Source organism: Thermocatellispora tengchongensis, assembly GCF_014202315.1.
GTDB lineage: Bacteria > Actinomycetota > Actinomycetes > Streptosporangiales > Streptosporangiaceae > Thermocatellispora > Thermocatellispora tengchongensis.
Window position 1 is genome coordinate 464,683 of record NZ_JACHGN010000006.1, and the last position, 21,466, is coordinate 486,148.

Annotated in this window: 14 protein-coding genes; 6 read left to right on the top strand and 8 right to left on the bottom strand. The window is 75.1% G+C overall.

The annotated features are described in order from the left end of the window. Window positions 1-22: 22 nt before the first annotated feature. A complete protein-coding gene (locus HNP84_RS16800) occupies window positions 23-1,609 on the top strand; it encodes a salicylate synthase (RefSeq protein ID WP_185050643.1) in 1,587 nt (528 codons plus the stop codon). 13 nt (window positions 1,610-1,622) lie between these two features. Here HNP84_RS16800 and HNP84_RS53000 read toward each other — a convergent pair whose 3' ends face one another. Genes HNP84_RS53000 through HNP84_RS16815 form a run of 3 tightly spaced genes read right to left on the bottom strand, consistent with a single transcriptional unit; the run spans window position 1,623 to window position 6,102 of the window. Further along, on the bottom strand, window positions 1,623-2,450 hold the full coding sequence (locus tag HNP84_RS53000; RefSeq protein WP_185050644.1) for a TetR/AcrR family transcriptional regulator: 828 nt from the start codon (window positions 2,448-2,450) through the stop codon (window positions 1,623-1,625). Then, window positions 2,447-4,210 carry an ABC transporter ATP-binding protein gene (locus HNP84_RS16810; protein ID WP_185050645.1) on the bottom strand — a complete coding sequence of 588 codons (1,764 nt, stop codon included), beginning with the start codon at window positions 4,208-4,210 and terminating at the stop codon, window positions 2,447-2,449. The genes HNP84_RS53000 and HNP84_RS16810 overlap by 4 nt, the downstream gene beginning before the upstream one ends. Next, window positions 4,207-6,102: an ABC transporter ATP-binding protein gene (locus HNP84_RS16815; protein WP_185050646.1), complete on the bottom strand. Its 1,896-nt coding sequence runs from the start codon at window positions 6,100-6,102 to the stop codon at window positions 4,207-4,209. Before HNP84_RS16815 ends, HNP84_RS16810 begins: the two co-directional genes overlap by 4 nt. 157 nt (window positions 6,103-6,259) lie before the next feature. Between HNP84_RS16815 and HNP84_RS55040 the strand changes: the two genes are divergently transcribed. Further along, window positions 6,260-10,588, top strand: a complete 4,329-nt coding sequence (locus HNP84_RS55040; protein WP_185050647.1) for a caspase, EACC1-associated type — start codon at window positions 6,260-6,262, stop codon at window positions 10,586-10,588. 43 nt (window positions 10,589-10,631) lie between these two features. On the opposite strand, the gene HNP84_RS16825 is transcribed toward HNP84_RS55040, so the two are convergent. Further along, the gene (locus tag HNP84_RS16825; protein ID WP_185050648.1) at window positions 10,632-11,273 is read right to left on the bottom strand and encodes a protein-L-isoaspartate(D-aspartate) O-methyltransferase; all 642 of its coding nucleotides are present in this window, start codon (window positions 11,271-11,273) and stop codon (window positions 10,632-10,634) included. A gap of 130 nt (window positions 11,274-11,403) precedes the next feature. On the opposite strand from HNP84_RS16825, the gene HNP84_RS16830 reads away from it, so the two are divergent. Then, window positions 11,404-13,548, top strand: a complete 2,145-nt coding sequence (locus HNP84_RS16830) for an MMPL family transporter (protein WP_185050649.1) — start codon at window positions 11,404-11,406, stop codon at window positions 13,546-13,548. Continuing rightward, on the top strand, window positions 13,473-14,246 hold the full coding sequence (locus HNP84_RS16835) for a TetR/AcrR family transcriptional regulator (RefSeq protein ID WP_185050650.1): 774 nt from the start codon (window positions 13,473-13,475) through the stop codon (window positions 14,244-14,246). The genes HNP84_RS16830 and HNP84_RS16835 overlap by 76 nt, the downstream gene beginning before the upstream one ends. A gap of 61 nt (window positions 14,247-14,307) precedes the next feature. On the opposite strand, the gene HNP84_RS16840 is transcribed toward HNP84_RS16835, so the two are convergent. Next, window positions 14,308-14,829 (bottom strand): DUF488 domain-containing protein, encoded by a 522-nt coding sequence (locus HNP84_RS16840; protein ID WP_221336328.1) that lies wholly within the window; start codon window positions 14,827-14,829, stop codon window positions 14,308-14,310. A gap of 251 nt (window positions 14,830-15,080) precedes the next feature. On the opposite strand from HNP84_RS16840, the gene HNP84_RS16845 reads away from it, so the two are divergent. Further along, on the top strand, window positions 15,081-15,533 hold the full coding sequence (locus HNP84_RS16845; protein WP_185050652.1) for an iron chaperone: 453 nt from the start codon (window positions 15,081-15,083) through the stop codon (window positions 15,531-15,533). A gap of 57 nt (window positions 15,534-15,590) precedes the next feature. On the opposite strand, the gene HNP84_RS16850 is transcribed toward HNP84_RS16845, so the two are convergent. Beyond that, entirely contained in the window at window positions 15,591-18,386 is a 2,796-nt protein-coding gene (locus tag HNP84_RS16850; protein WP_185050653.1) for an ATP-binding protein, read from the bottom strand. A gap of 52 nt (window positions 18,387-18,438) precedes the next feature. After that, window positions 18,439-18,834 (bottom strand): VOC family protein, encoded by a 396-nt coding sequence (locus HNP84_RS16855; protein WP_185050654.1) that lies wholly within the window; start codon window positions 18,832-18,834, stop codon window positions 18,439-18,441. A 148-nt stretch (window positions 18,835-18,982) separates the two neighbouring features. Here HNP84_RS16855 and HNP84_RS16860 point away from each other — a divergent pair, with 148 nt between their 5' ends. Then, entirely contained in the window at window positions 18,983-19,483 is a 501-nt protein-coding gene (locus HNP84_RS16860) for a hypothetical protein (RefSeq protein ID WP_185050655.1), read from the top strand. A gap of 65 nt (window positions 19,484-19,548) precedes the next feature. Here the strand turns inward: HNP84_RS16860 and HNP84_RS16865 are convergent, their stop codons facing one another. Continuing rightward, on the bottom strand, window positions 19,549-21,462 hold the full coding sequence (locus tag HNP84_RS16865; protein ID WP_185050656.1) for a protein kinase domain-containing protein: 1,914 nt from the start codon (window positions 21,460-21,462) through the stop codon (window positions 19,549-19,551). Between the last annotated feature and the right edge of the window lie 4 nt (window positions 21,463-21,466).

Below are 21,466 nucleotides of genomic sequence, written 5' to 3' on the forward strand. Positions count from 1 at the left end.
ACCCATGGCCAAGGAGCCCGACATGTCCCCCACCCTTCGCTACCGCAGCAGTTCGGTCCCGATCCCCGGCGACCCGATGCCGGCCGCCGTACGCGTCGCCCGCCGGGCGGGCGAGGAGCCCTTCGTCCTCTACGAGTGCCAGGACACCTGGTCGGTGGCGCTGGGCGCGGCGGTGGAGCTGACCGTCACCCCCGCCGCCGTACGGCTTTCGGGCCCGGACGGGGAGCGGACCCTCCCCTGGAGCGGCCACCCCGGCCCGGCGCTGAGGGAGCTCACCGCGGACCTGCCGGTCGAGGACTGGACCGCGTACGGCACCGCCGCCTTCGAGCTCGCCTACGCCGGCGGCCCCGCCCACGCCGAGCTTCCCCCGGACACCGTGCTGCTGCACCTGGTCGTGCCCCGCACCGAGGTCCGCGTCCAGGGCGGCACCGCCACCGTACGCGCCCTGGACCCCGGGGACGCGGTCACGGCCGCCGCCCTGGCCGCGCTCGCCGACACCGCCGAGGAGCCCGAGCCGGTGCTGGTGGACGTGGACCCCGAGCGCGGCGACGGCGAGCTGTACCGCAAGGCCGTGCACACCGCCGTGCGGGAGATCCAGGACGGCGCCCTGCACAAGGTGATCCTGTCCCGGGTCGTGCCGGTCCCCGAGCCGGTGGACCTGGCCGCGACCTACCTGCGCGGCAGGCGCCGCAACACCCCGGCCCGGTCCTTCCTGCTGAACCTCGGCGGCATGCGCGCGGCCGGCTTCAGCCCCGAGATCGTGCTGAGCGTCGACGCCGAGGGCCGGGTGCGCACCCAGCCCCTGGCCGGCACCCGCGCGCTGACCGGCGACGCCGGCGAGGACGCCCGGCTGCGGCGGGAACTCCTCGGCGACCCCAAGGAGGTCTACGAGCACGCCATCAGCGTGCGCACCTCCTTCGAGGAGCTGGAGGCGGTCTGCGCGCCGGGCTCGGTGCGGATCGCCGACTACATGACCGTCAAACCGCGCGGCACCGCGCAGCACCTGGGCTCGGACCTGTACGGGCGGCTCGCTCCGGGCCGGGACGGCTGGGACGCGCTGGCCGCGCTCTTCCCCGCCGTGACCGTCTCCGGCATCCCCAAGGCCGAGGCGTACGACGCCATCCGCCGCCTGGAGACCGAGGCACGCGGGCTGTACGGGGGAGCCGTGCTCACCGTCGGCCGGGACGGCGCCCTGGACGCGGCCCTGGTGCTCCGCTCGGTCTACCAGCGCGACGGGCGCACCTGGCTGCGGGCGGGCGCCGGCGTCGTCGGCCAGTCGCTGCCCGAGCGGGAGTTCACCGAGACCTGCGAGAAGCTGCGCAGCGTCTCGCAGAGCGTCGTGCGGGCCGCGCCGCCGTCCGTCGCGCCCGGCGGGCTCGATCTGGACGTGATGCGCCGCGACGTGGCCGAGGCCCTGCGCCGCCCCGAGACGGAGGTCGAGGACGAGGTGAGCCTGATCGTGCAGGGACTGGACTCGGTCGGGCTGATGACCGTGGTCAGCAAGTGGAGCGCGTACGGGGTGCGGCTCAAGCTCGCCGACCTCGCCCGCGATCCCCGGCTCGTCGCGTGGGCGGAACTGGTCCGCCGGCAGCGGTCCGCGGCCGGCTGAGCGCCCCGGCCGGTCACGGGGCGGCCACGGTCGTGTGGCCGTCCCTTCTCGGGCCGTCCCTCCTCAGGACGTCCCTTCTCGGGCCGTCCCTCGTTGGGCCGTCGCCTTCGCGCCGGTCGTCCGCGCCGCGTGCGGCGGGCGGCCGGGTGGCCAGGCCGTCGAGCACCAGCTCCAGCTTGCGGGCGAACCAGGCGCGGGGCGCCGCCGCCACGACCTCCTCGATGATCCGGCGCAGCCGGGGGTCCAGCAGGGGCGCGGCCGCGGCCACCCTGGTGCGCCGGGCCTGCACGGCCGGTTCGGGGCGCTCGCCCGCGACCCGGCCGAACAGGAAGGTGTCCAGGGCCAGCTCGCCGATCACATCGACCGCGAGGACCGCGTCGTGCGGGGCGAACCCCAGGTCCAGCAGCCGGGTGGTGATCCGGTCGATGCGCCGGGTCAGCGCCGGCGGGGTCACCGGCAGCGCGGTCACCGCCTGGGCCAGCCCGGGGTGCCGCGCGTAGACCTCCCACAGCGCCCAGGCGTGCGCCTCCAGCCACCCGCGCCACTCCGCGGTGTCCTCGGGCCAGCCGGCCCGGTCGAACCGCGCGTCCACCGCGTACGCCAGCAGTTCGTCACGGGTGGCGAAGTAGCGGTAGAGAGTGGAGGGGCGTACGCCGAGCCGCTCGGCCACCGAGCACACGGTGATGCCGTGGAACCCCTGCTCGGCGACCACGTCCACGACGTCCTCCCGCTCCACCAGCCTGCGCCGCCCCGGCCGCCGCGCCGGGCCGGGCTCGCGCCCGCGGCCCGCTCCCGGGGACTGCCCCCGGGGCGGGCCGGCGCCGGGCGGGGCACCGGTCACGGGGCGGCCTCCACCGGGACCGAGGGCTCGGGGGTCAGCCGCCAGCCCTGCGCGCGGCTGCGCTCGCGCCAGAACTCGGCGTAGCGGCCGCCCCGGGCGAGGAGTTCGGCGTGGGTGCCGGTCTCGGCGACCCGGCCCTCCTCCAGGACGACGATGCGGTCGGCGCCGACCACCGTCTGCAGGCGGTGGGCCACCACGACCAGGGTGCGACGGCCGGACAGGGCGTCCAGGGTCTGCTGGATCGCCGCCTCGTTGGCCGGGTCCAGCGAGGAGGTCGCCTCGTCCAGGAGCATCACCGGGGCGTCCTTGAGCAGGGCCCGCGCCAGCGAGACCCGCTGCCGCTCGCCGCCGGACAGGGCGGTGCCGCCCTCGCCGACCGGGGTGTCCCAGCCCTGCGGCAGCCGGGCCACGATCTCGTCCACCCGGGCGAGCCGGGCGGCCTCCTCGACCTCGGCGTCGGTGGCGCCGGGACGGCCCAGGCGCACGTTCTCCCTGATGCTCGCGTCGAACAGGTAGACGTCCTGGAAGACCAGCGAGAAGTGGTCCATCAGCGCGTCGGCCGGGATGTCGCGCACGTCCGTGCCGCCCAGCAGCACCGCGCCCTCGTCCACGTCCCAGAACCGGGCCAGCACCCGGATCAGCGTCGTCTTGCCGGACCCGGAGGGGCCGACCACCGCCGTCGTCGTCCGGTCGGGCAGCCGCAGCGACACCCCGTCGAGCACCGGCCTGGCCCCGGGCTCGTAGGCGAACCGCACATCGCGCAGTTCCAGCGACGCGTCGGCGGGCGGCGGCCCCGGCCGCGCGGGCTCGGGCAGCGGCCGGGCCGCCAGCACCGCGTCGATCCGCGCCAGGGCGTTGCGCGCGGAGCGCAGGCTGCCGCCCAGCTCGGCCATCCCCGACACCGGCTCGGAGAACCGCACCACGAGCACCAGCAGCGCCACCAGCTCGGCGACGCCCACCGTGCCGCCCAGGCCCAGCACCGCGCCGACGACCACCACGGCCGCCACCGCGAGATGCACCACCGCGATGAACGCGGTGCGGCCCGGCGCCATCGCCGCCGACTGGCGGCGCCCGGCCGCGTCCTGCTCGCGCAGCGCCGACTCCAGCAGCGCCCGGCCCCGCTCCCCGCTGCCGGTGCTGCGCAGCACGGACTGGGCGCGCACGAACTCCACGACCCGCTCGTTCGCCTCGGCGGCGGCGGTGTCCACGGCCTCGTCGGCGCGGGCCACCGTGCTCACGGCCCACCGGTAGGTGAGGTACATCAACGGCGCCCCGAGCGCCGTCGCCAGGGCGAGCCGCCAGTCGAGGAACGCCATCGCCACCACCACGGTCAGCGGCGTCACCACCGCCGTGCACAGCGGCTGCAACAGGTGCGCCAGCAGCGACCTGACCTGCGGCACGCCGCGCGAGGCGAGCTGCCCGAGCCGTCCCACCTGCTCCCCGGAGAACCAGCCGAGCGGAAGCGCGGAGACGTGGTCGCCGATGCGGTGGTAGAGCCGGTGCGAGGCGGCGAGGGCCACCTGGAAGGCGAGCATCTGCTGCGCGTAGTACGCCACGGCGGTCGCCAGCGCCACCCCGGCCAGCGCGCCGGCCCACGGCCAGACGCCGTCGGTGTCGCCGGCCAGCAGCCGCCGCAGCACCGGCACCACCAGGACGAAGGCCACGCCCTGCAGCACGCTGTAGCCGAGGAGCACCGCGAGCTGGACCGCCAGCCGGCGCCGCAGCGCGGGGCCGGCCACGTGGAAGAGCTGTCTGATCACCGGGTCACTCCGATCTGCTCGTTCCGCCCGTCTCGCTGCCCGTCAAGCCCGTCGTGCCGCTCGTCTCCGGCGCGGATCGCCGCCCGGCCGCCCGCGGCCTCGGTGTGCCGCTGGTAGGTGCGCCACATCGAGGCGTACAGCCCGCCCGCGGCGACCAGCGCCTCGTGGCGGCCCTGCTCCACGATCCGGCCCTCGTCCAGCACGACGATGGTGTCGGCGCCCACGATGCTGCCCAGCCGGTGCGCGATGACCAGCACGGTCCGCCCGGCGACCAGCCGCGACAGCGCCCGCTGCACCACCGCCTCCGACTCCGGGTCGGCGTACGCCGTGGCCTCGTCCAGCACGAGCACCGGGGTGTCGGCCAGCAGCGCCCGCGCGATGGACAGCCGCTGGGCCTCGCCGCCCGACAGCAGCGCGTCCTCGCCGATCACCGAGTCGAGGCCGCGGGGCAGCGCGGCGATCCGCTCGTGCAGGCCCACGGCCCTGATCACCCCGGCGATGTCGGCGTCCGTGGCGTGCGGGCTGGCGAGCCGCAGGTTGTCCGCGACGGAGGCGCGCAGGAACCGCGCGTCCTGCAGCACGAAGCCGATGTGCCGGTACAACTCCCCGGCGGCGATGTCCCTGACGTCGGTGCCGCCCAGCAGCACCTGGCCGCGCTGCGGATCGGCGAACCGCGGCAGCAGGCCCGCCAGCGTGGACTTCCCGGCCCCGGACGGCCCGACCAGCGCGGTCACCGTGCCCTCCTCCAGCACCATGTTCACGTCGTGCAGCACCGGGGCGTCGGCGTCGTACCCGAAGGTGACCCCGCGCAGCTCCACCCGGTGCCCCCGCGGCGACTTCGGCTCGGCCGGCTCGGGCAGCGGAGCCACCGACAGCAGTTCGCCCACCCGGCCGGCCGCCTGCCGCGCCGACCGCAGCGAGTTGCCCGCCAGGCCCACCGCGAGCACCGGGGAGGTGAGCCCAAGGCCGAGGGTCAGGAACGGCACGACGTCGATGGCCGGCATCCAGCCCTGGCTGACGAAGACGGTGCCGCCGAGCGCGACCACCAGCAGCGTCGCGGCGGGGGAGAGGATGCCGGTGCTCACCGACTGGACGCGCAGGATCGGCCGGTTGACTGCGCTGAACGTCTCCAGGTAGTCATCGGCGGCGGCGGCGAAGCGGCTGTGGGCGCGCTGCGTCTGGCCGAACGCCTTGACCACCGCGATGCCCTGCACGAACTCCACGACGGCGCTGTTGAGCCGTCCCATCGCGGCGCCGATCGCGCCCATCCGCGCCCCGGCCACCCGCATCATGACGCGGTAGCCCACCAGATAGCAGGGGATGCCGGCCAGGCACACCAGGGTCAGCCGCCAGTCGACGAAGGCGAGGTACACGGCGGCCGCGAGCGGGGTGGACACCGCCACCACGAAGTCGGGCAGCGCGTGCGCCACCAGGTAGTGCATGTCCTCCACGTCGTCCTGGAGGGTGCTCTTCAGCCGCCCGGCGCCGCGCTCGGAGAGCCACCCCAGCGGGGCCCTGGCCAGGCGCTCGGCCATCGACCGGCGCAGCCGCAACTGCAGGTCCATGTCGGCCGCGTGGGACAGCGACACCGCGGCGCCGTGGCACAGGAACCGGACGACGACCGCGGCGATCGTCACGGCGACGACCGTCCACACCGTGCCCCGGTCCGGCTCGGCCTCGGACAGCGCGACCGCCAGCAGGTACACGGCGGCGAACGGCACCAGGGAGGCGAGTCCCGCGAACCCCGCGAGCACGGAGGCGGCGATGACCTTCGGGCGTACGGCGGCGGTCAGCCCCCCGAGGGTGCGGGGCGCGGCGTCGTCGCCGGAACCGCCCGCGCCGGTGGCGGCGTCCGGTGGCGCGCCGGTGGGCACGGCTGTCTGTTCGGGCATGCGGAAGCTCCTCGGACTCCTTGCGGATCACGACGGTTCGTCGGCCCCGCCAGTTTGCAACAGGGTGTCATTAATGAGCAAGGGTAGCCTTTCCCACTGCCGCGGTCGCGAAGCGGGGCGGGCTGCGGCCGCCGTGCCGAGGTGAAAGGATCGCCTCGTGTCCCCGACGCAGCGCGACCGTCCCGCAGGCGTCCCCCCGGAGCGCGGGCACCTCGGGCCCGCGGCCGGCGGCCTGCTGCTGGCATCGCCGGGCGTACGCGTGCTGCTGGCCGGCACGGGGACTCACGTGGCGGGCTCGCGGTTGCCCGGCCTGCCCGCCGTCCGCGACACCGTCACCGACCTGGGGCGATGCCTGGTGGAGCGGGCCGGTCTGGACCCGGCGAACCTCACCACGCTGCTCGACCCCGAGGGCCCGCGCGAGCTGGGGGCGGCGCTGGCCACGGCCGCGGCGGGGGCGAGCGACGCGCTGGTGTTCTACTTCGCGGGCCACGGCCTGCTCGGCTCCCGGCACGAGCTCCACCTGGCCACCCGCGCGAGCGCCGACCCCGGCGGCCGGCTGCTGGCCTACCAGGCGCTGCCGTACGCCGAGGTGCGCCGGCTGCTGGCCGAGTGCCGGGCCGCGCTGACGCTGGTGGTGCTGGACTGCTGCTTCTCCGGCCGGGCGCAGGCCGTGGCCCGTGCGGAGGCGGGCGAGATCTTCGACACCGGCGGCCAGGGCATGTACGTCCTGGCCGCCACCGGCCGCAACGAGACCGCCTGGTCGCCGCCGGGGGAGCGGCACACCGCCTTCACCGGCGCGCTGATCCGCCTGCTCACCACCGGCGATCCGACCGGCCCGTCCCGCATGACGCTCGACGACGTCTACCACTCCCTGTCGGCGACCCTGGCCGAGGCGGGCCGTCCGCGCCCGCGCCGCCACGTCGCCGATGCGGGCGGGCGGCAGCCGCTGCTGGTCAACCTCGCCTACCGGCCCCCGCAGGCGGGGGAGCGGGGCTCGCCGCCGGACGGGTTCAGCCCGTACCGGGGGCTGGCTCCCTTCGGCCAGGAGGACGCCCGGTACTTCTTCGGCCGCGAGGATCTCACCCGGGCCCTGATCGGCCGGGTCGCCGAGCGGGTGTCCGTGCCCGGCCCGCTGATCGTGGCGGGGCCGTCGGGGTCGGGGAAGTCCTCGCTGCTGCGGGCGGGCCTGATCCCCGCGCTCGGCCGCGTGCCGGAGACGGCGGGGGCGTACGCGCTGGTCAGCCCGGGTGAGGACCCGGTGGGGGCGCTGGCCGAGCGGTTCGCGGCCCCGGGCGAGGACCCCGCGGAGCTGCGCGAGCGCCTGTACGCCGACCCGCGGCGGCTCCGCGACGTGCTGGGCCGCGCGCCGGGACGGCCGTTGCTCGTCGTGGACCAGTTCGAGGAGGTCTTCACCGCCTGCGCCGAGGAGGAGCGGCGGCGGGCGTTCATCCGGGCGCTGGACGCCGCGTGCGGCGACCCGGTGGCCGAGGCTCCCGCGATCGTGGTGATCGGCGTGCGCGCCGACTTCCTCGGCCACTGCATGGCCTATCCCGAGCTGGTGCGCTCGCTGGAACATCCGGTGGCCGTGGGGCCCATGAGCGACGCCGAGCTGCGGCGGGTGATCGAGGGCCCGGCGGAACTGGCCGGCCTCACCGTGCAGCCCGGCCTGGTGGACCTGCTGCTGGACGAGCTCGGCTCCGGGCGCGGGCCGGGGACGATCCTGCCCCTGCTCTCACACGCCCTGCTGGTCACCTGGCAGCATCGCGAGGGTGACACGCTGACCATGGCCGGGTACCGCGCGACCGGCGGCATCTCCCGGTCTCTGGCGCAGACCGCCGACGCCACGCTCGGCCGGCTCGACGCCGGCGGACGCCAGATCGCGCGGACACTGCTGCCGCGCCTGGTCAGGCTCGGCGAGCGCACGGACCACACGCGCCGGCGGGTGCGCCTGGACCACCTGCTGCCGGCCGCGCCGGGCGACCGTGAACGCGCCCGTGCCGTGCTGGACGAGTTCGTCCGCGCCCGGCTGGTGTCGGTGGACGAGGAGATCGTGCAGCTCACGCACGAGGCGCTGATCGTGGCCTGGCCGCAGCTCCGGACCTGGATCGAGGCCGACCGGGTGGCCCTGCTGACCCGGCAACGCCTGGCGGAGGACGCGCAGGAGTGGCTGGAGCACGGCCGCGACCCGGCGTTCCTGTACCGGGGCACCCGCCTGGCCGCGGTGAGCCGGGCGGACCGGGAGCGGAGCGACCTGGGCGAGGCGGCGCGGGAGTTCCTGGCCGCGAGCGACCGCGCCGCCGCGCGCCGGGCCAGGGTGCGCCGGGTGACGCTGGTGGCCCTGCTCGGGCTGCTGGTGACCGCGGCCGGGGCCGGCGCGGTGGCCGAGCAGCAGCGCCGTATCGCCGGCGACCGGCGCGACGAGGCCACGGCCGGGGCGGTGGTCGCCCGCGCCGCGGCGCTGCGCCCCACCGACCCGGTCACCGCGCTGCTGCTGAACGTCGCGGCCTGGCGGGTGCGGCCGACCGTGGAGGCGCGTGGCGGCCTGTACGACGCCGCGTTCCAGCGCGAGGCGGTGCCGTTCACCGACCCCGGCGCCCCGGACGACGCCGCGTACGTGCTCGGCCCGTACGCGCGCACGCTCGCCGTGGTGTCCGAGGGCCGGATCGCCACCTGGGACCTCGGCTCGGGCCGGCGCACCGGGACGTACGCCGGGCCCGGCCGCGGCGCGTCCGGGGCGGTGCCGGCGCCCGTGGCGCTGAGCGCCGACGGCCGTACGATGACGTTCCGCGACGGCGACCGCTGGCACGTCCGTGACCTGGCGACCGGGCGCACGGCCGCCGACCCGCGCCTGCCGCCGGAGGTCTCCGCCGTCGCCGTCGGCGGCGAGGCGCTGGCCACCCTCGACGAGGACAGGCGGCTGCGGGTCTGGGCCGAGGGCGCGGACGGGCCCGTGACGCTGGAGCCGCGTATGCCCCGGCCGGAGCACGCGGTCATCGACCCGACCGGGACCCGCATCGCCGTGGCCGGCTCCGACGGTGAGGTGGAGCTGTGGCACGTGCCGCCCCGTGACCGGCCGCTCGCCGTCGAGGCACCCGGGCCCGACGGCTGGCAGGGCACCCCGGCCGTGGCGTTCGACCCCGCCGGGCGGCGGTTCGTCGCCTACAACCCGGGCACCGGCCGCATGCGGGCCTGGGACGCCGGATCGGGCAGGCCGATGGGCGGCGCCGAACCCGCCGGGCCGGTCGGGGAGCATCAGCGGGTCGGAGACGCCGCGCTGGCCGTCAGCTCCGACGGCCGGTTCGTGGCGCTCGCCCGGCAGACCTCGGTGCTGCTGTGGCGGGCCGGTGACGACGAGTTCGGCGAGCGCGTCCTGTTCGAATACGGCACGCTCAACCAGATCATCCGCTCGGTGGCCTTCGGCCCCGGCGACCGCTCCCTCGTGCTGACCTCCGACGAGGGCGTGGCGAGCATCGGCATCGCCGACCTGGTCGCCCCCGCCCGGTTCGCGGTGGACGGTTACGTCAACATCGCGGACTTCAGCCCCGGAGCCCGGCTGCTTGCCGTGCGGCATCCCAACGGCATCCGGATCTGGAACGTGGCGACAGGGGTGCGGATCGGCGCCGACCTGCCCGAGCGGGCGGGAAGGTTCTCCAACTTCGACGCCATCGCCTTCAGCCCCGACGGGGCCGTGCTCGCCTCCCGGACGGGCTTCGTGGGCAAGACGCTGAACTTCTGGGACGTCGCCACCGGCCGGAAGCTGCGCACCATCGAGGACACCACCGGGAACGCGGTGGGCGTGCTCGCCTTCAGCCCCGACGGCCGGACCGTGGTCGTCCATGACAAGAACTACGACCAGTTCCTGGTGGACTGGCGCACCGGCCGGCGCACCAGGATGCACACCGAGACGGACGCGCGGGAACTGGCGTTCCGGCCCGACGGGCGCACGCTGGCGATCTCCGGCGGCGAGGGGAGCCAGATGATCGACGTGGCCACCGGAAAGGAGGTGGGCGGGCGCTTCGGCGTCTCAGAACGGGCCCGGGTACGCGGCTTCACGCCCGACGGAAACGTGCTCGTCACCAGCAGCGAGACGAACGCGATCACCTTCTGGGACGCCGCCGCCCGCCGCCGGCTGCCCCCGGTCCTGCGCGGCCACGAGAGCGAGGTGACCACGACCGCGATCTCCCCGGCGGGGGACGTGCTGGCGACGGGAAGCTACGACGGCACCGTACGGCTGTGGGACGTGCGCACCCACCGGCCGCTGGGGGGAGCGTTCACCGGCCACACCGGCGCGGTGACGGCGCTGGAGTTCGACGCCGCGGGAAGGTTCCTGTACTCCATCGGCGAGGAGGGCACCTTCCACACGATCACCGTCGCCCCGGAGCTCGTCGCGGCCGAGCTGTGCCGCCAGGCCGGCAGGGGCCTGACCCCGGAGGAGTGGTCCAGGCACATCCCCGAGGCCGGGTTCCGTGAGACCTGCCCCGGCTGACGGCCGTTCACGCCCTGCACCGCCCTGGACGGCGGCGGCACGGTCATGACGGAAAGCCGTACTCTCCGTGGAGCCGGACGAAACTGGCGAGCGTGAGGAACTGCCGGCGCTTCAGCCCGGTGGCGGTGCGCTCGAACAGCACGACCTCTTCCGTCCCGCCAGGTCCAAGGGGTTGCACCAGACGGCCGCCCTGACGGAGCTGCTCGGCCAGCGGCGGCGGCACCTCGGGGAAGGCGGCCGAGACGATGACGGCGTCGTACGGGGCGCGCTCCGGCACGCCCCGGCTCCCGTCGCCGACGAGCAACTCCACGTTGTGGATGCCGGCCCGGGCGAGACTGCGCCGGGCGTCCTCGCTCAGGTCGGGCCACCGCTCGATCGTGACCACGTCGGCGGCCAGCCGCGCCAGCAGCGCGGTCTGGAACCCCAGCCCGGTGCCGACCTCCAGAACGTGCTCGGTGCCGCGCAGCCCGAGCGCCTCGATCATCCGCGCCGACAGCGAGGGCTGTGTGGTCACCTGCCCGTGCGGGATCGGAATGGGCCGGTCGTCGTACGCGGCCGCGGCGTGGGCGGCGGGGACGAACTCGGCACGGGCCGTCACGCGCATGGCTTGGAGCAGGCGCTCGTCGTGAACGCCCGCCGCCCGGACCGCCCGGACCAGATCGCCGGCAGAGGCGTCGTCGGCCATGTCCCCCTCCAGGACCAGTCTGCCCCATGGCGACCACCGGCCCCGACCCGGCGGGAGGGAGTGCGTCACTCACATGGCCGCGTAAGACCGGGCGCACGGCGCTCAAAGATCGTTTTGCTCGACTGGGCGCATGGAGAAGTTCACAGCCCGTGTCCTGCGGCACAAGGGCGCGGTCATGCTGCTGGCGGCGGTGGTGTTCCTCATCGGCATGGGCGCGACCCCGCTCGCGATCCAGCGCCTGTCGGAGGAGTACGCCCACCCCGGGATGCCCGCCTTCGACGCCAACCAGGAGATCACCGCAATCTACGGCAACGGCGGCTACCAGCGGCCGTTCGTCCCGGTCGTCGTGCTGCCGGAGGGGCAGGGCGTGGACGCGAGCAAGGACGCGATCGGCCGGGCCTTCGCGGCCGTGGCCGCGAGGCTCCCGCAGGCCCGCGTCGTGTCCTACGCCGACACCGATGACCGCCGCCTGGTGGGCGCCGACGGCCGCACCACGTTCGGGCTGGTGTTCCCCGGCACCTACTCCGACGGAAGCCCGCCGGGCGGCGGCCTGGGCGAAACGCCGGACGAGAGCCCCGTCATCCGCCAGGCCATGATCCCGCACCTGCCGCCGGGCGCCGAAGTGCACGTCACGGGGTTGGACACGCTGGCTCCCAGCGTGGACGCGGGTGGCGTGGACGTGCCCGCCAAGATCGGTATCGGCGTGCTCGCCGCGGTGACCGTGCTGTTCCTGGTGTTCCGCTCGACGCTGGCCCTGGTCCCGATCCTGATCTCGGTCCTGTCGATCTTCGCCTCGTTCATCGTGATCCTGCTGCTCACGCTGGTGACCACCGTGCACGACGTGGCGCTGACCACGATGCCGCTGCTCGGCCTGGGCATCGCCGTGGACTACTCGCTGCTGCTGATCGCCCGCTGGCGCGAGGAGCGGGCCGGCGGCGCGCGCGCCGAGGATGCCGTGCGCCGGGCCACCGCGAGCGCGGGACGCGCGGTCCTGTTCAGCGGCGCCGCGGTGGCCATCGGGCTGATGACCATGGTGGTGCTGCCGGTGCCGTTCCTGCGCAGCCTGGGCATCGCCGGCATGATCATCACTGCTGTGAGCGTGGCCGCGACGTTGACCGTGCTCCCGGTCCTGCTCGCCCTCGCCGGTCAGCGGCTCGACCGCCGCGGCGGCGCCCGCCTCACCCGGGAAGCGGAGGCGGGACGGGCCTGGTCGGCCTGGGCCCGAGGCGTGGTACGGCTGCGCCGCACCGCCGCGCTCCTGTCCGGCGGGCTGCTGCTGGCGCTGGCCCTGACCGGCCTGGGGGTCAACCTCGGCCTGCCGGAAAGCCGCCACCTGCTCACCACCGGCCCCGGTCACGACGGGCTCACCGCGCTCACCCGGGCCGGCATCCCGGCGGGTGCGATCACCCCGATCGACGTCCTGGTCCACGGCGACCCGGCCGCCACCGTCGAGGTGATCGGGCGAGTGGACGGAGTGGCCGCCGTGCTCGCGCCGGCGACACCCGCGTGGCGGCGCGAGGGGACCGCGGTCATCTCCGTGCTGCCGGTCGCCGAGACCGGGAGCACGGCCGGTGAGGCGACCATCGCCCGCATCCGCGCCGCCGTACCGGAAGGGGCGCGCGTGGGCGGGAACGCGGCGCAGAGCATGGACTTCCAGGACCACGCCTACGGCGCGTTCCCCTGGATGCTGGCCCTGATCGCGCTGGTCACGTTCGTGATGCTGGCCCGCGCGTTCCGGTCGCTGCTGCTGCCGCTCAAGGCCATCGCGCTCAACCTGCTGTCACTGGGCGCGGTGATCGGGGCGATGGTGCTGCTGTGGCAGTTCGGCTGGGGCACACGGGAGATCCTCGGCATCCAGCCCACCGGCTCGATCGGGGAGTTCGTCCCGCTCACCATCTTCGCGTTCCTCTACGGGCTCAGCATGGACTACGAGGTGTTCATCCTGGCCCGCATGCGCGAGGAGTACGACGGCGGCGGCGACACCCGCCACGCGGTCGTCCAGGGCATCGGCCGTACCGGACGGCTGGTCACCTCCGCCGCGCTGATCCTGTTCATCTCGTTCGCGGCCCTGGCCATGACCCCCGAACTGGACGTCAAGGTCTTCGCCAGCGGCCTGGCCCTGGGCATCCTGCTGGACGCCACGCTCATCCGCGGCGTGCTCGTCCCCGCGGTGGTGGCGATGATGGGCCGCTGGAACTGGTGGCTGCCCGGCTGGGCCGCCCGGCTCCTGCGCGTCGAGCCGTCCCCGATCAGGAACGAGGCCCCCGGGAACTGACCAACAGCAAGGCCGCCCGCATCCTGGACAGCGCGCGCGAGCTGGTGCTCGACCACGGCGCGGGCAAGGTCACCGTCTCCGAGATCAGCCGGGCGGCCGGCGTCGGCAAGGGCACCGTCTATCTGTACTGGCCCAGCAAGGAAGACCTCATCCGCGGGTTGTTCGCCCGCGACCTGCTGACCCTGCTGGACGAGGGGATCGCCCGCATCAGCGCCGATCCCGGCACCGTCCGGCCCCGCCGCCTGGCCCCGTTCGTCATCCGCACCGGGCTGAGGCTTCCGCTGGCGCGCCGCATGCGCAGCGGCGACCCGGAGCTGCTGCGGGTGCTCATGCAGGACCCCGGCGACCGCGAGCTGTACGCCCGCACCCGCCCCGCCGCCATGTGCGACGCGGTCATGCCGGTCCTGCGCCGCCACGGCCTGATCCGCGACGACCGTCCGCTGCCCAGCCAGGCGTACGTCCTGCACGCCCTGCTCGACGGGTTCTCCACCGCCGTCTCCCAGCCCGAGACCGCTCCACCCGGCGTCGACGACCCCGACGCCGTCCTCGCCGACACCGTGGCCCTGCTGCTCGAACCGGCCGACGCGCCCGGCGAGGCGGCCGTCACCGCGGCCGCCGAGGAGACCCTTGCGATCTTCCGCGAGATCCGCGACGCGGTCCTGGACCTCATCGACCGCAGTCACACCCCCGCACGATGACACCGCCCGCGATGCCGGGAACGCCGGACGGCCCATCCGCGGCCTTCCAGGCTCCGGCGGATCAGACCTGGTCGTAGACGAGGAGCCCGTCCTCGCGCAGACGGGCTCCCGGCGTGGGCCGGTGCTCGGTGAGGCGGCCGTCGTGGGCCAGGTGCAGCACCTGGGCGCGCCGGGCCAGGACGGCGAAGTCGGCGATGATCCGCCGATGACAGCGCCACCACACCGCCTCCGCGCACATCACCGCCGTACGCGTGGTGGCGGCCTGGCGCAGCAGCTCGTCCATGGCCGCCACGAAGTCGGGGTGGCGGGAGTGGCCGGCGTAGCCGCGGAAGGAGGCGTTGTGCCAGTACACGTCCGGGGAACCGGGCGGTTCCTTCCGGAAGCCGCCCAGCCGCCGCTCCCATCGGTAGCGGAGCCCCGCCTCCGGCAGCCACCTCTCCAGCGCCCCGCGCCCGGCGTCCGGGTTGCGGCGGCTCCCGGGCGCGGTTCGCACATCGACGACGGCCCTGACGGCGGCGCCGCGCAGCAGCTCGCTCAACTCCGTACGCGTGGCGGTGCCGTGCCCGAACGTCAGCAATGTCACCGGCTCGCGGGTCCCCCTGGGATCGAGTCGCCCTTCCCCCGGCCGGACCCGAGCGTGGGCGTCCACGAGCCCTATGTGCCCGCCACCACGCCGCACACCCCTCCCACGGCCGGAACACGCACTCATGTTCCGTGGTGGTTTCCGTGGTCGGCACGGAGGTGGCACGCACCCCTGCTGCGCGAAGCTGTGATCACAGCGATCAGCCGGGCGACACGCCCCGGCGATCGTGACCCACTACTGAAGGAGTGATCATGGCCGGTAGCGCAAACCGCACGTACGAGGGGTTCACCGCCGAGGAGCGGGCCGCGATGAAGGAGCACGCCCAAGAGCGGAAGAAGGCGGCGCGCCGCGGCTCGCAGGCGGAGAAGGCCGCGGAGGCGGAGCGGGACGTGCTCGCGAAGATCGCCGAGATGCGGGAGCCGGACCGGATCATGGCCGAGCGCGTCCATGCCGTCATCGCGGCCACCGCCCCGGTCCTCAAGCCGAGGCTCTGGTACGGGATGCCCGCCTACGCGCTGGACGGCAAGGTCGTCTGCTTCTTCCAGAGCGCGGAGAAGTTCAAGGCGCGCTATGCGACGCTCGGGTTCAGCGATCTGGCGAATCTGGACGAGGGCGCGATGTGGGCGACCGGTTTCGCCCTGACCGAGGTGACGCCCGAGGTGGAGGAGCGGATCGCCGCGCTGGTGAAGCAGGCGGTGAGTTGAGGCACGCGTCCGGGGGACGGCCGGGTTCTCGCCGGGGCGGGATGCCATGGCATGCGGCTACCTGAGGGCCGTCGGCGCGAGGCCGAGGCCGGCGAGCGCGGTCCCGCCCACGGCGGCATGCTCGCCCCCGGCGAGCACCAGCGTGCGCGCCGACTGGTAGCGGCAGCCGGCCGCGTCGAACGCCGCGGCGGCGGCGAGTTGCCGTGGCAGGTCGCCGTCGAGCAGCGCCTCCGCCCGGTCCACCTGCGCGGAGGCGACCGGGTTGCCGGCGACCATGGCCCGCGCGGCGTCGATCCGCTTCCGGGCGTCCGGGTGCCCGGCGAGCACCGCGGCCTCCGCCCTGAGCGCCACGTACCAGTGCAGCCAGATCCAGGAGACCCACTTCCACACCTGGTCCGGCTCCGGCGCGACCCGCTCCAGCGCCGCGTTCGCGTCGCCGTGATGGAGCAGGACCATGGCGTCGAAGATCGCGCCATAGCCCCAGCGGTGCTCCGGCGCGGTGCCCGCCTGGTCCACGATCGCGAGCCAGGCCGCCCGGGAGTCGTGGTCGCCGCGCAGTCCGTGGATCATCGCGACCGACGCCGCGGCGGGGCCGAGCGAGAACGACCGCCGGCGGCCGCTCTGCTCCCACGCGTCCAGGAACCGCACGCTGCCCGTGAGCACCTCGTCGGCCTCGCCGGCGAACGCGTCGGCGACCAGGAGCCAGGACGTGGCGTGGTGGCCCGCCTCGGCCAGCAGCGGGTGGCCGGCGAGCCGCCTGCCCCACCGGCGGGCTTCCGGCAGCGCACCCACCCCGAGGGCGGTTCCGGCGGCCATGGCGAGGGCGTCGATGAGCTCCTGCGTACTGGCAGGGGTGGACGGTGCGGAGGCCAGGATGTCGATCCGGCGCCGGGCGGCGGCTGCGGCGGCGAAGGGCTCACCGGCCCAGCTCTGGGCGCCGGAGAGCGCGTCGAGGGCGGCCGACTCCGCCACCGGGTCGCCGGCGCGCCGGGCGAGCTCGACTGCCTGTTCGGCGCGCTCGACCGTCTCCCGCGCCGTGTTGTCCGTGCTTCCCTGGACCGCGCCGAACGCGTCGGCGATCACCGCCGCCTCGGCCAGCGCGACGGCCGCCTCGGCGGCCGGGGAATCGCCGGACAGCTCTCGCGCCTCGGCGAGCAGGGCGGTCACCTCGTCCACGGAGGGAAGCCGCGCGAACGAACTGGAGAAGCGGTACGCGACCGTGGCGGCGGCCGCCAGGTCGCGCCCGGCCCCGGCGGTGTCCCCCGCGCGGCGGGCGGCCTCCGCGGCGGCGCGGTGCAGGCGGAACATGTCGTCGCCGAGCCTGCGGCACCCGGCCACCGCGGCGGCCTGCCGCAGTGCCACGGCACCGGCGGCGTCGTCGGCGGCGAGCCGGGCCGCCTGCTCCAACCGCTGCTGGGCCTCGCCGAGCAGGTTGCGGGCGAAGGCCAGCTCGGCCAGGGACACCGCGAGCCGGTGGGCGTCCTCGCGCCGCTCCGGCCGGTCGGCGGCCCAGGTGAGGGCGGCCCGCAGGTCCTCGGCCACGGCGTCGAACCGGGCGCGCCAGTCCGCGCCCTCACCTGCGATGAGGGCGGCCGCACTGGCCGAGCACCACTCCAGGTGCCGAGACCGGACGTCCGTCAGCTCGCCGGCGTCGGCGAGCCGCTCCATCCCGTACTGGCGGATGGTCTCCAGCGCGTGGTACCGGGTGCCGGTCGCGGACGGTGTCACGGCGAGCAGGCTCTGCTCGGCGAGCCTGCCGAGCCCATCGACGACCCCGGCCTGATCCAGCGGGGCGAATCCGGCGACCTCGGCGGCCGCATCGGCGGTGAACGGCGCCACGAACACCGACACCCGGCGCAACAGTGCCTGATCCTGCGGCTCCAGCAGGTCATGGCTCCAGTCCAGCACCGCCCGCACCGACCTGTGCCTGTCGTCGGCGCGGCGTCCGCCGGTGAGAATCCGGAGCTGATCGGACAGGCCGGCCATGAGGCCGTCCAGCCCGAGCGTGGGCCACCGCGCCGCCGCCAGCTCGATCGCCAGCGCCATGCCGCCGAGCCGTTCGCAGATGGCCACGACCCCCTCGCTCACCGCCGGACCCGGTGGCCAGCCGACCGCCGCCGCGCGGTCCATGAACAGGGCCACCGCCTCCGACTCGTCGCCGCCGGCCCGCGACAGCGGCGGGACCGGGAAGACCCGCTCGAACGGCACCATCAGCCGGGCCCGGCTGGTCACGAGCACCCGCAACCGCGGACAGGCCGCCAGCAGCCGCTCCAGGAACGGCGCCACCCCGTCTCGCACGTGCTCGCAGTTGTCCAGCACCAGCAGCGCCCGGCGATCCGCCAGCGCCGCCGGCACCGCGTCGTCGATGCCGCGGCCGGGCTGCTCGCCCACACCCACGGCCGCCGCGACCGCCGCGCCCACCCGGCCCGGCTCGGTGACCGGGACCAGGTCGGCGAACCACACCCCGTCGGCGAAGTCGCCGGCCACGTCCTCCGCCACCGCCAGCGCGAGGCGCGTCTTGCCCACCCCACCAGGGCCCACCACGGTCACCAGCCGGTGCGTCTTCACCGCCTCGGCCAGCTCCCCACGCTCCCGCACCCGGCCGATGAACGCCGTCAACGGCGCCGGCAGGGCGGGTGCCGAGCGCGACCGCCCGCCGCGGGCGAGCTCGGCCGCGTGCCGGGCGAGCGCCCGCCGATCGGGCAGGTGCAGCTTGCGCAGCAGCGAGGAGACGTGCGACTCGACCGTGCGCACGGAGATGACCAACCGCGCGGCGATCTCCGCGTTGCTGAGGTGCTCCCCGAGCAACGCGAGTACTTCGGCTTCCCGGGCCGAGATCCCTGGACTGGACACCGACTCATTATCCGTAGCGGCCTGTGCGGCCAGTACGGAGGCCGCGCCGTCGTCAACGCCGTGACGGCGGTTCGGCCTCCAGGCGCCGGCGCAGCAGGCAGAACTCGTTGCCCTCGGGGTCGGCCAGGACGTGCCAGGACTCCTCGCCCGTCTGCCCCACGTCGGCGAGCCTGGCCCCGAGGTCCAGCAGCCGCTGAAGCTCGGCGGCCTGGTCGCGGTCGGTGGGGTTCACGTCGATGTGCAGCCGGAGTTTGCCGGTCTTGTCCTCATCGGTGGGGCTGAACACGATCGTCGGCCGGAGTCCGCCGAAACCTTCGCCTTCGGGGCCGATCTCCACACCGTCCTCGCCGCGATCGAGCACCACGTAGCCGAGCACCTTGCACCATAACTCGGCGAGACGTTCCGGCTCGCGGCAATCCAGCACCAGCTCACTGATCCGACATGCCATGGCCTGCCTCGTACCCCGGTGGCGTGCCGCACGAACCGGACATGCGCCGACCGCCGCCGCACTCGTCCGCACCGCACGTGGCCTGGCAGCCGGGACGCTTCTCGCTTGGCCTGGCCGGCAGGACCGCCTTGTCAGAGGATGGGAGCGCATGGACGAGCCCTCTGAAGCCATCAGGCAGGCGGCGCGGCGGCTCGGGTTCGGAGCGCATGTCGCCACAGCCGTGGTCGGCAGGATCTATTCGGGGCTGGTGGGATTCCTCCTCCTTCCACTGATGCTCATCGGAGGTTCGGGCCTCCTGCTCGGGCCTGACTACTCCGTGCCCCTCCGTGTGGCCGGGGTGATCTTGCTGATGTCGGTTCCCGCCGTGTTCCTGGCCTGCCGGGCGGTGTACCGGCGCGAGGAGGCTCAGGCGTCGCGCCTGTTCTGCTTCGAGCACGGCGTGGTCCTGACGCGCAAAGGGGAGCCGCCGCGGTTCCACCCCTGGACGGAAACGGAATTCAGGGAGGAGACCTTTCCGGTGGGCCACGGAGGCGCGGCGAGGGCCACGGTCGTCTACCTGTACACCAGGGACGGGAAACGGCTGGCGACCGTGCACCACCGAGATTGCCAGGAAGCGATCCGGCGGCTGAGCTCTGCCGTCTCACGATAGACCTTGGGGGAGGGCAGGGCGCGGCCGGGCGAGAGGTCGCCCCGCTCCCGGAAGAGAGGGAACGGTCAGGGGCCGGTCGTGAAATGGACCAGCCAGTAGGTGTTCCGGTCGAGCCCGATCTCGGCGAGGACCCGGACCCGCCGGCCGGCCAGGTCGTACACGCCGGCGGTGCCGTCGTGGTAGACGAGCAGGTGGTCCTCGTTGAACCAGCCCCACAGGACGCCCTCGTCCGGCAGCGGGACGCGGGCCCGGCGTTCTCCCGTCTTCGTGTCGAGCACGCAGGCGGCCGGGCTCTTGCCCGGGCAGAGGCCGGCGAGCCACCGTCCGGAGGGCGTGAACCACCGGTCGCCGCTGTCGGCGGCCACCACGTCGTCGTAGGTGCGCATGACCGCGCCGCGCAGCGTGTACGCCCGGACACCGGTGTCGCCGGCTCGCACCACGACGCCGTCGCCGCCCGGCAACCACAGGTACGCTCCCGACCCGGCGCCCGGCGTGCCGGCCCGGACCAGTTCCGCGCGCCGGGCCGCCACGTCCACCACGACGAACCCGACGCTCTTCCCGTCCTCCTGCGCCGTCAGCAGCAACCGCTTGCCGTCGGGGGACCAGTGCGGGTGCTTCACCACGAGCGGCAGTTCCACGGTGGGGACGGAGAACCGGTCGCCGGTCGCGCGGTCGGTGAACCGTACGGCGTTGCCGTCCTCCGGCACGTATTCCGGGTAGCCGTAGATGGCGGCGACCGTCGCGCCGTCGGGTGACACGACCGGGTCCAGGTACTCATCCAGCCGCCGGAACGTGTTCGTGCCCGGATCGCGCACGTACGCCGGCGTGCCGATCGTTCCCCCCTCCTCGACGAGGAAGGAGGTCAGCCGGAGCGGGTCGGACGGATGCTCGTGCAGCGTGGCCCGCAGCGCCGGGACGCTGACGGTGCCGGCCGCGGCGGGTGGCGGGCCGCTGAGCAGGGGGGACGGCCGCGGCACGGGCGTGGGAGAGGTGATGGTGGCGCCGGGCTCGCGCCCCCGGACGAGGGCCACCGTCACGATCAGCGCGGCGGCCACCGCGACCGCGCCGAGTGCCCACCACCCACCCGTCCGCCGCCGGGACGGCTCGGGGACGGCGGCGTCCGGGACGGCGGCGGCGGTGCCCTGGGCGAGGAGGCGATCGGAGGAGGACGGCACGCCCGCCGGATGGCCGAGCAGCCGCAGCAGCACCTCGCCGGCCCGTGGCCGGGCCGCCGGGTCCTTGGCCAGGCATCCGGCGACGATGTCGCGCAGCTCGCCCTCCAGCTCGCCGAGGTCGGGCTCCTGGGTCAGGATCCTGTGCACGATCGCGGCCAGGGAGTCCGCGCCGAACGGCGGGTGCCCGGTCGCGGCGAAGACCATGGTCGCGCCCCAGGCGAACAGGTCGGCGGGCGGCCCCGCGGGCTCGTCGCCGAACTGCTCCGGCGCCATGTACGACGGCGTGCCCACGGGCCCGCCGCCCGTGGCGTCGCCGTCCACCGCGCGGGCGATGCCGAAGTCGATGACGCGCGGCCCGTCGGCGGCGAGCAGCACGTTGCCCGGCTTGAAGTCGCGGTGCACGACCCCGGCCCGGTGGATCGCGGCCAGCGCGGTGATCGTGCCGATGGCCAGGCCGCGCAGCTCACGCCCGCGCAGCGGGCCCCGCTCGCGCACGGCCCGCTGCAACGACGGCCCGTCGATGTACTCGCTGACGATGTACGGCACGCCGTCCGCGGTGCCCGTCGCGAGCACCTGGGCCGTGCAGAAGGACGCCACCCGGGGCAGCACCTCGGCCTCACGCCGGAAGCGCGCCGCGTCCACCGGGTCCGGCGCGGCGCGCAGCCTCTTGATCGCGACGAGGTCGCCGCCGCCGGTCTCGGCCAGGTAGACGACCCCCTGCCCGCCCTCGCCGAGCCGGCCGCGGACCCGGTAGCCGCCGATCTCGGCCGGGTCGCCGGGCTGGGAGGCGGTGAGGTACGGCAAGGCC